General features: G+C 39.9%; 13 protein-coding genes. 3 read left to right on the top strand and 10 right to left on the bottom strand.

Annotation, left to right across the window (positions count from 1 at the left end; all coding sequences use genetic code 11):
• Nucleotides 1-206: 206 nt before the first annotated feature.
• From IEW76_RS14440 to IEW76_RS14420, 5 genes are all read right to left on the bottom strand, one after another.
• Complete coding sequence (locus IEW76_RS14440; protein WP_188655027.1) at nucleotides 207-647, bottom strand: SRPBCC family protein; 441 nt, start codon at nucleotides 645-647, stop codon at nucleotides 207-209.
• A 62-nt stretch (nucleotides 648-709) separates the two neighbouring features.
• The gene (locus IEW76_RS14435) at nucleotides 710-1,090 is read right to left on the bottom strand and encodes a hypothetical protein (protein ID WP_188655025.1); all 381 of its coding nucleotides are present in this window, start codon (nucleotides 1,088-1,090) and stop codon (nucleotides 710-712) included.
• 208 nt (nucleotides 1,091-1,298) lie between these two features.
• Nucleotides 1,299-3,722: a glycogen/starch/alpha-glucan phosphorylase gene (locus IEW76_RS14430; RefSeq protein WP_188655023.1), complete on the bottom strand. Its 2,424-nt coding sequence runs from the start codon at nucleotides 3,720-3,722 to the stop codon at nucleotides 1,299-1,301.
• Entirely contained in the window at nucleotides 3,722-5,161 is a 1,440-nt protein-coding gene (locus IEW76_RS14425; protein WP_188655021.1) for a glycogen synthase, read from the bottom strand. Before IEW76_RS14425 ends, IEW76_RS14430 begins: the two co-directional genes overlap by 1 nt.
• Nucleotides 5,162-5,302: 141 nt before the next feature.
• Nucleotides 5,303-6,187 (bottom strand): DNA-3-methyladenine glycosylase family protein, encoded by an 885-nt coding sequence (locus tag IEW76_RS14420; protein WP_188655019.1) that lies wholly within the window; start codon nucleotides 6,185-6,187, stop codon nucleotides 5,303-5,305.
• A 163-nt stretch (nucleotides 6,188-6,350) separates the two neighbouring features.
• Here IEW76_RS14420 and IEW76_RS14415 point away from each other — a divergent pair, with 163 nt between their 5' ends.
• Both IEW76_RS14415 and IEW76_RS14410 read left to right on the top strand, forming a co-directional pair.
• Nucleotides 6,351-6,752: a VOC family protein gene (locus IEW76_RS14415; protein ID WP_188655017.1), complete on the top strand. Its 402-nt coding sequence runs from the start codon at nucleotides 6,351-6,353 to the stop codon at nucleotides 6,750-6,752.
• Between the two features lie 12 nt (nucleotides 6,753-6,764).
• Complete coding sequence (locus tag IEW76_RS14410) at nucleotides 6,765-7,388, top strand: class I SAM-dependent methyltransferase (RefSeq protein ID WP_188655015.1); 624 nt, start codon at nucleotides 6,765-6,767, stop codon at nucleotides 7,386-7,388.
• A 32-nt stretch (nucleotides 7,389-7,420) separates the two neighbouring features.
• Here the strand turns inward: IEW76_RS14410 and pdaA are convergent, their stop codons facing one another.
• The 5 genes from pdaA to IEW76_RS14385 form a co-directional block, all read right to left on the bottom strand.
• Nucleotides 7,421-8,191: a delta-lactam-biosynthetic de-N-acetylase gene (gene pdaA, locus IEW76_RS14405; RefSeq protein WP_373286008.1), complete on the bottom strand. Its 771-nt coding sequence runs from the start codon at nucleotides 8,189-8,191 to the stop codon at nucleotides 7,421-7,423.
• A 233-nt stretch (nucleotides 8,192-8,424) separates the two neighbouring features.
• A complete protein-coding gene (locus IEW76_RS14400; protein ID WP_188655010.1) occupies nucleotides 8,425-9,744 on the bottom strand; it encodes a Na+/H+ antiporter family protein in 1,320 nt (439 codons plus the stop codon).
• A gap of 194 nt (nucleotides 9,745-9,938) precedes the next feature.
• The gene (locus IEW76_RS14395) at nucleotides 9,939-10,097 is read right to left on the bottom strand and encodes a hypothetical protein (RefSeq protein ID WP_188655008.1); all 159 of its coding nucleotides are present in this window, start codon (nucleotides 10,095-10,097) and stop codon (nucleotides 9,939-9,941) included.
• Entirely contained in the window at nucleotides 10,069-11,157 is a 1,089-nt protein-coding gene (locus IEW76_RS14390) for an AimR family lysis-lysogeny pheromone receptor (protein WP_188655006.1), read from the bottom strand. Before IEW76_RS14390 ends, IEW76_RS14395 begins: the two co-directional genes overlap by 29 nt.
• Nucleotides 11,158-11,511: 354 nt before the next feature.
• Nucleotides 11,512-11,658 (bottom strand): SE1561 family protein, encoded by a 147-nt coding sequence (locus tag IEW76_RS14385; protein WP_188655004.1) that lies wholly within the window; start codon nucleotides 11,656-11,658, stop codon nucleotides 11,512-11,514.
• Nucleotides 11,659-11,802: 144 nt separating this feature from the next.
• Between IEW76_RS14385 and IEW76_RS14380 the strand changes: the two genes are divergently transcribed.
• Entirely contained in the window at nucleotides 11,803-12,702 is a 900-nt protein-coding gene (locus tag IEW76_RS14380; RefSeq protein ID WP_188655002.1) for a mechanosensitive ion channel family protein, read from the top strand.
• Nucleotides 12,703-12,805 lie beyond the last annotated feature (103 nt).

Genomic DNA, 12,805 nt, shown 5'->3' with positions numbered 1-12,805 from the left:
ATAAGGGCCTCGGAAAGCGTTTACTTAAACAAATTTTCTAACAATTATAAAGAAGTTAATACTCTCCTTCCTACTCTATGTACTCCCAATTTCTAAAGGGAAATATACTAACTATGAAAATGCTTATAAAAATAGCTACGCTTAGAGTTAAAAACCCTAAGCGTAGCTATTTTTATAACCTTATCCCTTATTGAATACAGTAGACTTTACTCGACTTCCTCCAGAGCCTGCTTGATCAGATTCAAATGCTCTTTGTCTTCACGCTGAAGCGTCTTCTTAAAAATCGGTTTAATCATCTTCATCTTCAATGTAGATGCCTTCAATTCACACTCAAACTCAATCGTGGTTTGAGTCCCATTTTCATGGAAGGAATAATGATAGATGGTTTCTAATCCTTCTAGTACACTTCTTACAGAATAACGCTCATTTGGCACATACTCAATTACCTCAATTGTTGAGGTGCCTTTCCTGCCCTTGATTTCTCGTGTTTCTTTTATTTTAGTACCGACCCCAAATGCCCCTTCTGTAAGTGTTTCTGTATGAACTACATTAGGCATTACATCTTTAAAATGATCTATATTGGTCGTAAATGCAAAAACCTCTTCACGGGGCTTTTCGATTACAACTTTATCTGTAAAAGTAGTCATTGCCATTCTCCTCCCCTAAACGTTCTTATTAAGCTAGTATATCAAACGGGGAGAGATTAAATCTATGAAGTATGCGGTAAACAAGGCGGGTCCATGGATGTCTGTGCATGGATAATATATGAAAGCGCTTCCTTTTCAGATGAGAATTTACCCTCGATTGGAAACCATCCGAAACGCTCTCTTAAATCTTGGACCGCTTTCAACTCTATATATTTCAATTTTCCTTTATCATCCCGATACACTGCAAAACCTTCTGTATCCACCTGAATTTTCCCTTGCCTCATCCGATTTTGCACATACTTCCTGGCCTGTTTCTGTGTAGGAAAACCTCCTACAACATCAACGTAGCCCCATACTTTTTGAAAACTTTGGTGATCATAGCTAGATAATATAAAAAAGCAATCAGGGGTTTGCACGACAACAAAGCGTTTCGCTCTTTCCATGGTTTCTTCCCCTCCTAAAATGAAGCCTTTTCTCTATTATATCTCAATCTCTTTCTTTAATACTAGTCCAAAGGAACGATTCACTTTTCAAGTAAATAGAGTTATAGACAAAGATATACTAAGTTTATAAAAAAGAGATTCTAAAAGACTTTCACTAAAGTAAAAAGGATGACGCATAGCGCCATCCTCATTTCAAGCAAATACTTTATTAGATAAATACCGGTTCAAGCTGCCAAATCCCACTTGCATACTCATGGATGGTCCGGTCACTTGAGAACTTGCCGGAATGCGCGATGTTGTGTAAACTCATGCGCCTCCATTCCTTTTGATCCCCATACGCTTTGGCAATGCGCTGCTGGGTATCAATATAGGCAGAGAAGTCCTTTAGAACAAAGAATTCATCGTGGTCAATTAAGCTATAATAAATGGATTTAAAATCTACGTCTTCCTTCACAAACGTTCCATTCATCAGCTGGTCTAAGATTTGCTTTAACCGCGGGTCTTGATTATACATTTCACGGGCGTGATAGCCACCATTTTCATAATAAGATAGAACTTCATTCGGCTTAAGGCCAAATAAGAAGATATTATCCTCCCCTACCGCTTCAGCCATTTCGATATTAGCTCCGTCATGTGTACCGATTGTAACAGCACCATTCATCATAAATTTCATATTTCCTGTTCCTGATGCTTCTTTACTTGCGGTTGAAATTTGTTCACTGATGTCGGAAGCAGGGATGATTCGTTCGGAATCTGACACCCCATAGTTCCGAATAAAAACAACTTTTATTTGATCATTAATTGATTGATCGTTGTTAATAACATCTGCAATCGTATGAATGAGCTTTACGACACTCTTAGCTAAATGATAGCTCGGAGCGGCTTTGCCACCGAATATAAACGTACGTGGCGTAATTCTGCTCTTTGGATTTTCCTTGATCCTGCGATAAAGATCCATAATATGAAATACATTCAACAACTGACGCTTGTAAGCATGCATACGTTTAATTTGGACATCAAATATAGAGTCAGGGTCAACGGAGATCCCGTATTGATCCGCAATATGATTGGATAACCTTTCTTTATTGTGACGCTTCACATACGCAGTGGCTTGTTGAAGAGATGGATCGTTCGTTAAGGGTTGCAAATTCATCAGATCACTCGGGTTCTTCAACCATGTTGACCCAATCGCTTCTGTGATGACTGATGTTAGGTCAGGGTTCGCATACATTAGCCAACGTCTATGAGTGATGCCATTTGTCTTGTTATTAAACTTATGTGGTTCCCATTCATAGAATGGCTTCATCAATTCCTTCTTAAGAATGTTGCTATGAAGCTTCGAAACACCATTGACGCTATAGCTTCCTACAACAGCTAAATTAGCCATATTCACATACCCATCAGCAATGATTGCCATGTGGTGAATCTTCTCCCATTGACCAGGGTAGGTTTCCCATAGCGTCTTACAGAAACGCTCATTGATCTCATCTATGATCATATAAATTCTCGGAAGAAGCGCTTGCATTAGATCCACGGACCATCGCTCTAACGCCTCTGCCATAAGTGTATGGTTGGTGTAGGAAATCGTCTTCTTCGTAATCGACCACGCCTCATCCCAACCTAACCCCTCTTGATCCATCAATAGGCGCATCAACTCAGGAATCGCAAGCACAGGATGAGTATCATTGGTATGAATCGCCACTTTATTCGGGAGCTCCGACAAGTCGTTATTCATTCTTTTAAACCGACACAAGATGCTTTGCAGATTTGCCGATACTAAAAAGTATTGTTGCTTCAGCCGAAGCCGCTTCCCCTCCTCTGTTGAATCATCCGGGTAGAGGAATTCTGATATCGCTTCAGTCGCTTTCTTATATTCAATTAGTCGATGGTAATTGTGATCATTCATTTGATTGAAATCAAAGTCTTTAATAGCAGACTCCGCACTCCATAAACGGAGAGAATTTACCGTTTGGTTCCGATACCCCACAATCGGCATGTCGTAAGGCACGGCCAATACGGGTTCATAATCTTCGTGAACAAATGTTAGTTGATCATTCTTTTCATGAGAGGTTATCCTACCTCCAAATCGGACTTCAACAGCTTTATCTGATTTCCTAAGCTCCCACACATTCCCTTCCCTCAGCCAATAGTCAGGAATTTCCACCTGATAGCCATCTATAATCTTCTGCTCAAATAATCCGTACTTGTAGCGAATACCACACCCATGCCCCGGGAGACGAAGAGAAGCCATCGAATCAAGAAAGTCAGCCGCAAGACGCCCTAATCCACCATTTCCAAGACCAGCATCAGGCTCTTGTTCCTCAATGCGATCCAGATCGATCCCCAATTCGTCCAACCCCTGCTCGCACAATTCACGAATACCGAGGTTCATCAAATTACTCTTCAACAACTTCCCTAAAAGAAATTCCATGGAGAGGTAGTATACTTGTTTCTCACCCTTATCCCGGTACTGGTCATTCGTTGTGATCCAATTTCGACTAACATATTCCCGAACCATCGCTCCTAGCGTTGCATACTGGTCTGAAGGGGTCGTTTCCTCCACACCTTTTCCATGCATATTCACTAGCCTCTCAAGATAAGCCTCTTTAAAAGCATCTACGTTTCGAAACATTATAACCGCACCTCCTGGTCAGTGTATGAAAGAAGCGTTTTATATAAATTTACGTACGATTTAGATGGTTCATGCCATCCGTAATCTTCAGATTTAATATTTTGCACAATACGCCACCACAGTAACGGATCTCCATAAAAGTGGATAGCTCTCCTCACAGTAAAAAGCAAGTCGTGAGCTTGATAAGGGGCGAACGTAAACCCGTTCCCTTCTCCTGTGAATTCATTGAAACTCGTCACAGTATCTTTAAGTCCACCTGTTTCTCTCACCACAGGCACTACCTCATATTGAAAAGCCATAGCCGCCCTTTCTCCTCCTGGTTCACATTGAGAAGGGATCAATGATAGATCTGCCGAAGCGTATGCCTGCCTCACCAACTCTTCGTCCCACTCACTATGAACAAACAGCTTCCTCTTATACACCTTTTGCAATTCTTTTAAACGGTGCTCAAAGTTGTCACTTTCTTTTCCAATGATCAGAACTTGTACTTCTTCATCCAATAATTCTTCTAAAACAGGGGAAACGATTTCAGACCCTGCTGAATATCCAACTGGAGAAACCATAATAACAATAGGAACCTCCCTTACCGCCAGCGAAAGGTGTTGCTGGAGAGCCCTTTTATTCACAGACTTCCACTCTTTAAGAGGTGGATGACATACAAGTGATGGATCTGTATATGGGTCATAAACAGATAGGTCTACCCCATTACAGATTCCAACAAGTTTACATTGTTGTTCACGTAACACACCATCTAAGCCTTCCCCGTGATCAGGGTGGAGAATTTCATCAGCATAGGTCTTACTTGCCGTTGTAAGTAGATCGGCATGTATCAAAGCTGCTTTCATGAGATTGACCTTGCCATAATACTCACAAATGTCTTCATTTAAACCAAGCAAGTTATTAAACGTTCCTGCTGGATAAACCCCTTGTTGATTCAATTGATAGATCGTAAACATGGTCTTTATAGAGGCATAATAAGGATTATGTGTGTATTCTTCTTTCAATAAATAAGGAATGAACGCTGTTTGCCAGTCATGCGCATGCAACACATCTGGCTTATCACGGAGCTTTGGAAGAACTTCTAAAACAGCTTTACAGAAAAAAGCAAAGCGCTCCGCTTCATGAAAAGATTGAGGATCACCATAGACCTCCTCATATCCATAGTACTCGTCTTGTTCAATAAAATAATATCGCAGTCCATCAAACTCAGCTTCTTTCAAATAACACACCTTCTCCCTCCACCCCAACCGCAATGAGCATATTGTATGAGTTGTCATCATGGCTCGAAAATGAGAAGGAATTGATTTATATAAAGGCAATATAATGCTGATCTTAACGTCTTGTTCCTGAAGAGCTTTCGGTAAGGAACCTATTACGTCGGCTAAATCATATGTTTTACAAAACGGCACACACTCTGAGGCGATATGGAGTACGTTCATTTTTCCTCTCCTTACTCGATTGATCGTATAAGACATATAGAAAAATGTATGCTCAGGAACAACAAACATGCCCACTTTCCATGATCCAGGGTTTTTGAATCAAATAAAAAAAGCCTGGCCATTTAACATGACCAGACTTCTTCACCCCTCTATACTTCTCCAAAGAGTCAGAGAGGCATAACTCTTATATGGACTCCAACCCGTACTCATCGTTTCTATTTCATCGTGTTTTGGCTTTCTCTCAAGGTCAAAATATAGTTTCAAAGCATTTTGGAGACCAATATCAGCCTTTGGCAAGAAGTCAGCACGCCCTGCTCCGAATAAAAGCCAATTCTCAACCGTCCAAGGCCCAATCCCACGAATTTTAGTCAGCTTCTTCATAACTTCTTCATTATCTAACGTAGTAAGTTCCTGCAAGTTCAATTCCCCGTCAACAATCTTCTGAGATGTATCGATAACATACTCAGCTTTTCGCTGGCTAAATTGCAAAGCACGAAGCTCTTCATAAGGGATCGTTGCTACGCGCTCAGGTGTTGGATAAAACCACACGCCATCTACTTGGTTACCGTATGTCTGAACAAAACGCGTGCTTAATGTATAGGCGAACTTCATATTAAGCTGTTGGTGAATGATCGTTTTCATCAGACAATCATATGGGTGGAAGTCCTTCACGATCGGAGTTGCAGGATGATCCTTAAACAACTGATCAAGATTCGTACGAAGGAAATGCTTATGAACGTCCTCTAGATTCACATCCCACTGAAATAAGTCATGCATGTGGTCAAGCAGTTCTTCCTTCCGCTCTAGTGAATTCCCTTTTATAACGAATGCTGGCTCCTCCCTTGTACCAATCCCTTCTACCAGAACAACATGCTGTTCTGAACCAATTTGGACAGGGATTTGCACCCATCTCTCTTCCCGATTTAATTTAGTCAACGGGTCGAGACTAAAACGGAGTAACGTGTAGTCAAAGTCATAAAACGTATCTAAATAAACATGTTCTTGCCAATTGTAGTTTGTTGACATATCAAGCCTCTCCCTTTCTTTATACGCTTCATTTTCTCTATATCTTTTAACGCTACCCTAAAACGCACTACATTTAACTTGATATGGTTTTCTTGTTTATCAGGCTGACAAAAAAGGAAAAGAAAACTAATCAAACTTAGACAAAATTGAAGAGGTGAAGATTATGGATGATAAATTAATTGTAAAAATTGCAACCATCGAAGTACCCGTTTCAAATTTAGATAAGTCTCAGGATTTTTATACTGAAATCCTCGGACTACACACTGTAGAGAAACAAGATCACGCGTGCTATCTTTCCTTTGGAGAAAAAGGAACAGCAACGATCAAATTAGCGGAGACAAATTCAGTATCACCATTACATTTCTCAAACTCCAACGCGAATATCGAGCATAATCCTGTCATAGATTTTTATACAACAGACATTCATGCTTGTTACCACTTCTTCCATGAAGTGAATATGTCCGTTACAGAGATCGAAGAAGCCGAAAGCGGAAAAGTCTTTTATTTTCAAGATCCAGATGAACATTGGTTATGCATGAGTTCGACCAATCATGTAAGCCAGTAAGGAGTTGATCATATGAGCTCCGATCAAATTGGGGCGGTTGATTCCCAACACGAAGCCTCACATAAGTTTGACTACTTCTTGCAAATATGCGAAGACCAGGGTACGACACTCTATAGGAAGAATGTTTTAACCATAGGATGTGGAGACGGTGCCTTCACCAATGCTCTCTTTCATCATGAGGCCCACGTTACTGGACTTGACCGCTCTGTTAGGAAACTTACGGATGCTAAAAGCCGCAACCCAAACATTACTTACCGTAAAGGGGATGCTGAACATTTGCCTTTTGAAAGGGACAGTTTTGATGTGGTTATAGCCTTTGGGGTTTGGCATTTATTTGACCGTCCGAAAGTTTTAAGTGAAGCAAGTCGTGTCCTTTCTGAACATGGCACTTTACTTATAGTTAGTGAAAAAGTCATTTCTTCTAATGAAAGTTCAGAGACAGCTTCCTTTTTCCCAGAGGAGTGGTACGAGGAATGGGAAGAAACGAAGTGGAACATCAGTAACCAATGGTCTGTAGAGGACGTCTCTTCAAAATGGTTTCCTGAGAAAACATTTTTCCAAAACGATCAGAAGTTGAATCAGTTTAATTTGGTTGAAGTAGAAACACACTACAATTGCATTACATTACGAAAATAGCGAGACCTCTAAAGACGAGGCCTCGCTATTTCTTATAATCCAGATAATGACTGCAGTGGATTAGGCAACAGATCTTTCATGACTAAGTCATCAAGACTCTTAAACGTGTAGCCTCTTTTACGAAGTTCATCGATCATATGTTCAAGAGCAAGTGCGTTATCCTCTGAAACCGTGTGAAGCAATATAACCGCCCCTGGATGAACTTGCTTTAGAACACTTCTATATGCATATTCCCACCCTTTTTGACCATCCGTGTGCCAATCCACAAACGCTAATGACCAAAACATTGTAATGTAGCCCATCCTCTCTGTTTCAGCCAAACTCTGCTCGCTAAAAGTACCTCTTGGAGGGCGAAGGTATTGCATCGATTCCTGATCTGTCATCTCCGCTACAGCATCCTCAACTCGGTCTAATTCTTTTTTGATCTTATCTGAAGAAGCCCTCGATAAGTCTGGATGATTCCAGGAATGATTACCAATAATATGACCTTCTTTAACCATTCGCTTCACAAGATCAGAAGCACTATTCACATAGTGACCTGTTATAAAGAACGTTGCAGGAACATCTTTCTCTTTTAACACATCTAAGATCTGACCTGTGTATCCTTGCTCGTATCCATTATCAAACGTTAAATAAACAACCTTTTCATCCGTATGGTCCATATAATAACCGCCATATTTCTTTAAAAGCGGTCCATATTTACCAACATCAGGAGGCTGTCCTTCTCCTACTTTACTGAACCCCCACCCATAGCTTCCGTGAGCACTCACATTTGGCGCATAGAGTAAACACCCCGCCACCATACTAATAAGCAACCAAATCCTCACAAGCACACACCACCTTTTTATATTAGTCTTCATCACAACCTCCAAAATATACACAACCAACCCTTCATCACTCTAAAGTGGAACAGCGTGTCAGACACCCTGCGATCCTTTAACGCAATAAAGGGTGCCTGGCACCCTTTATTGGTTTAAAGACATAAAAAAAGCCTGCCCCGGTGTGGTGGAGCAGGCAGGTGGAACGATCTATTTATTTATAAAATAATTGCTGCGACCCAACCGAACACAAACAATGGAATGTTGTAGTGTAAGAAAGTCGGAACACAGGTGTCCCAAATGTGGTTGTGGCGCCCATCAGCGTTCAATCCTGATGTTGGCCCGAGTGTACTGTCAGACGCAGGTGAACCTGCATCACCAAGTGCTCCTGCTGTACCGATCAAGGCTACAGTAGCGAGCGGTGAAAAGCCAACTGACACACAAATTGGTACATAAAGAGCTGCTAAAATCGGAATTGTACCAAAGGATGAGCCAATCCCCATCGTAATTACAAGACCTACGACAAGAAGAAGGAATGCGATGACCATCTTATTATCACCTAGCTGACCAGATGTTTGTTCAACAAGCGCGTCAACTGCACCCGTTGTCTGAATCACATTAGCAAATCCAGAAGCGATGAGCATAACAAAGGCAATCGTACCCATCATGCCAATACCTTCTGAAACAACTTGATCGCCCCTCTTGAAAGGTACGATACGGAAAGCAAACATAGAAACAAGTCCAGCAAGCGCCCCGAACACCATGCTACCTGTATACCATTGAATACCAAGGGCAACAATAATGGCAACAATCGTGAACACATGCTTTCGACCAAAGGTTTCTACATTTTCTTCTGAAGCAGCTACTTCAGCTTTCTCAGAGTCTACCTGTATGATCTCCTCAGGGTCACGTGGTTTACGGTACGTAAACAAGACCGCAATAAGGAGTCCAACAACCATTCCTAACCCAGGAATGAGCATGGACTGAGCAATTTCAGGCACTGAAACGGTTACTCCATTTTCTTTCATAGAGTCTTGAATCGTCTGGTGGAAGATCAGCCCGAAACCAGCAGGAATCATAAGGTAAGGAGCTTTCAAACCAAATGTTAAAGCTGTAGCTACTCCGCGACGATCGATCTTCATTTCATTAAACAGTTTTAATAACGGTGGAATAAGAATTGGAATAAAAGCAATATGAACCGGAATTACGTTCTGGGATAAAGATGCAACACCTGCAATTACGAATAGAAGCGCTACTCGTTTTCCCTTCATCACTTTTAATAAGTTTTGAACAAGAATACCTGTAATACCTGAATAAGCAATCGTAACAGCAAAGGCACCTAATAAAATGTAACTTAAGGCAACCTGCGCTTGTCCCCCCATGCCATTAATAATCATATCTAATGTATCCGTCAAGCTCGCACCAGTCATAAGCCCGCCTGTAAGCCCTGCAGCTAATATGGCAATGATGACGTTGACGCGTAGCAAGCTTAAAACCGTCATAACAAGTACAGATACGACAACTGACCAAGCTAGCATTTTATACCCTCCTATAGGTTTCAAGAGATTTGTATTTTTACGTTATTGTATTAGTTCGTTAACAATTTAATATGGTAAAGGACTAACGTAAAAAAATCAACCCTCTTGATTAAAAAAGGGTGGTGGGAATATTTGTTTATGGAGCGCATAGAAAAAGGAAGCATTGGGATGCTTCCTTTTAACGTGATAAATTTTTACCCCATACCATCTATATATGGGTCACTGAAATTCATAATTTTCATAGAAGGTTCGTCCACACTAATTGCATCCTCATGTTGAGTCTGTCCATTACTAAACTGTATGGTTATAACGAGTAAGAAAGCACTAATTAACATAAAGATTTTTTTCTTCATTAAATTTCCACCCCCTTTTTTTCAACTCTCTTAGTGGTAGCCTTCCAAAGAAATAGTCGCCAATTTCGTCAATTATTCTTCTATAAGATTCGTATAGTAGATCTTCATCATCTTTAGCTAACCCCATATAATATACTTGGAAAGGGGTAAGCTCCCCCAGACTTTCTAACAACCTTATTGCAGTTTCTTTTTCACCTCTAACAGCAGCTAAGTGTGCTGCTTCAGGCACATCTGTGGTTTCTATTCCTTCAGTGTTATTATTTACGGCATGTATAAATGGTATAATCCTTTGATTTATTAAGTGAAAATAATGGCTTAAATTATATTCTTTAGCCACTTCTCTTGCCTTGTATGCATATTCCAATGCTAATTCATAACTATCATAAGTATAGGTCTCAGCTAAATTAGCTAGCATATAACATTTCTTGTCATAATTAAGCAGAGTATTGTCTAGTATATTAAAACCGTAATGTCGCGCTATATCTACCTTGTCATTTCTCCAATAATATACGAATAACATTTCATTTTCTCTTAATTGAAAACAAATCCTCAAAACAGTGTTGTTAATTTTCAACATTTTATCAGTTAGCTCATGCCTTATACTTTCTATAAACCCAAAATCACGCTTATCTGCTTGTACATAAACTTTTGTAAAAAGCATTAAACAATCTAATTCTGGATCAGAACATTTAAACATTGATGAGAAAGCTTCAAAATCAATTAATTGAGCATTTCTCAACTTCCTATCCAAAAAGAATTGATAAAGATAAGCCCACTCACGGTTTATTTGATTTTCTGATTGCTCGTTTATCTTAACTAGTTCTTGTACTTCATCTAGCAACCCATTCATATACAAATACTCCAAGCCAACCCGCTTGTTTTCATCGGTTTGGCACAAGAGACAAAATTTCTTTGCTAGCTGTATGGCCGTAACCTCATCATATTCTTTCGTTAACTGTTGCAACACGGTAAACAGCGCAGGCTCGTTGGGTCCTACTAGCTGTCGAACCGATTCTAATTGCTCAGAAGAACAGATCGGACCAGTTTCTTCATTTCGCATATGCTAATCCCCTTATATAGAAGATTGAATTCACATCTGATCGTTTTTTAAGTGAGATGCCAGAATTCTAGGTGTTTTATGAGGTTCTTTTCTAAGGTGTCATTTTTCACATTTTTACATTGTCAATGATTCTCTGTGACTATCTTAGTTATCATCTTAATATAAAAATGGAATTTTTACCATTCTAAATGTTTAAAAATGAAGAATTTATAGAAAAATCTAATTAGTAAAGTAGCTTCATTAAATCGTGCGCAATCAAAGCTAAAACCCTATTCACGGCTCCACCCATTAACTACATAAATCATTTTATATATAGATATAAAAAAAAAGACACCCCTTAAAGGTGTCTTATCCTTAAAAACGTTCTTCTAAATCTTCTAGCATTTTAATTAAACGATCCACATCTTCGACAGATGTTTTCTCTGGGTCCAACTCATCAACTTTTGTCATAAACGTGTTTAGACGTAGTTTCAGTTCATCAATTTTAGCTTCGTTACTCATGGATGTGCTCCTTTTTAATTGAAGTCATGTAGCTCTATCCTATTAGAAAAGTCGTAATTTGTCTAATGGCGCCGAGTGTTTATAGAGACGCACTTCCGTTCATGCTATAATATAGCCATTACCAGGCATGACGGAGGTTTAGTTATGAACGAATGGATCAACAACTTGCAGAATTGGTACGACGTTTTCCTTCAAATATTCGAATATAAAATCGTTCAAGTCATTGTTGCGATTCTTGTCGTTTTTATAGGGATACGGTTCATTAGGCGATCGATTCGATCTTTCTTTGAACGAACTTCTTTCATAGAAGAACGAAAAGAGAAGACGCTTGAATCCATGATTAATTCCATTGTTTCCTATACAGCTACAATCGGGATCATTATTTATATTCTTTCTGTATATGGTGTAGAGGTAGGCAGCATTCTGGCCGGGGCTGGTGTCATCGGTATTATTCTTGGCTTTGGCGCACAAAGTCTTATTAAGGACATTTTATCGGGTATCTTCTTTATTTACGAAAAGCAGCTTCATAAAGGCGATTTCGTCTCTATTAACGACAAATTTATCGGTACTGTAGAAGATATTGGGCTCCGTTTTCTTAAAGTACGGCAGTGGAGCGGGAAGCTACTGACCATTAGTAATGGGCAAGTAACTTCCATTCAAAACTATAACATCGATCATATGCGCGTCATCGAAGCGATCACTGTTAGCTTCACTGAGGATCCAAAACGTATATTTACGCTATTAGAGGAAACTTGTGAACAACTTAATGAAGAGCTTGATCAATACTTAAAGAAAGACTTAACAAAGAAGCCGATTCAACCATTCCAAGTCTACGGCATGACCTCCTTAAACAAAGATCACCGAGGATATGAATACACGATTGTCGGATTAACCGAAGACCTTGTGTACTGGACCGCAGCCAAAGAAGCTAGGAGAATGATTGCTGAAAAACTGTTTGACTCTGGTGTTCAAATGTCACTACAGCATATTGATCTCCCTTCTCCACCATCAAATGAACAGAATCGAGTAGGAGGAGGTGACTAACCTCCGTCCTCTCACACCACCGAGCGTACGGACCCGTACTCGGCGGTTTCCCTAAGTTTGACGTAGAAATTTATATCGATGAGATAAACTACGAAGCCCTAGA

The organism is Pontibacillus salipaludis, from assembly GCF_014642405.1.
In the GTDB taxonomy this organism is placed as follows: domain Bacteria; phylum Bacillota; class Bacilli; order Bacillales; family BH030062; genus Pontibacillus; species Pontibacillus salipaludis.
This window is presented reverse-complemented; position numbering and strand designations above follow the sequence as displayed.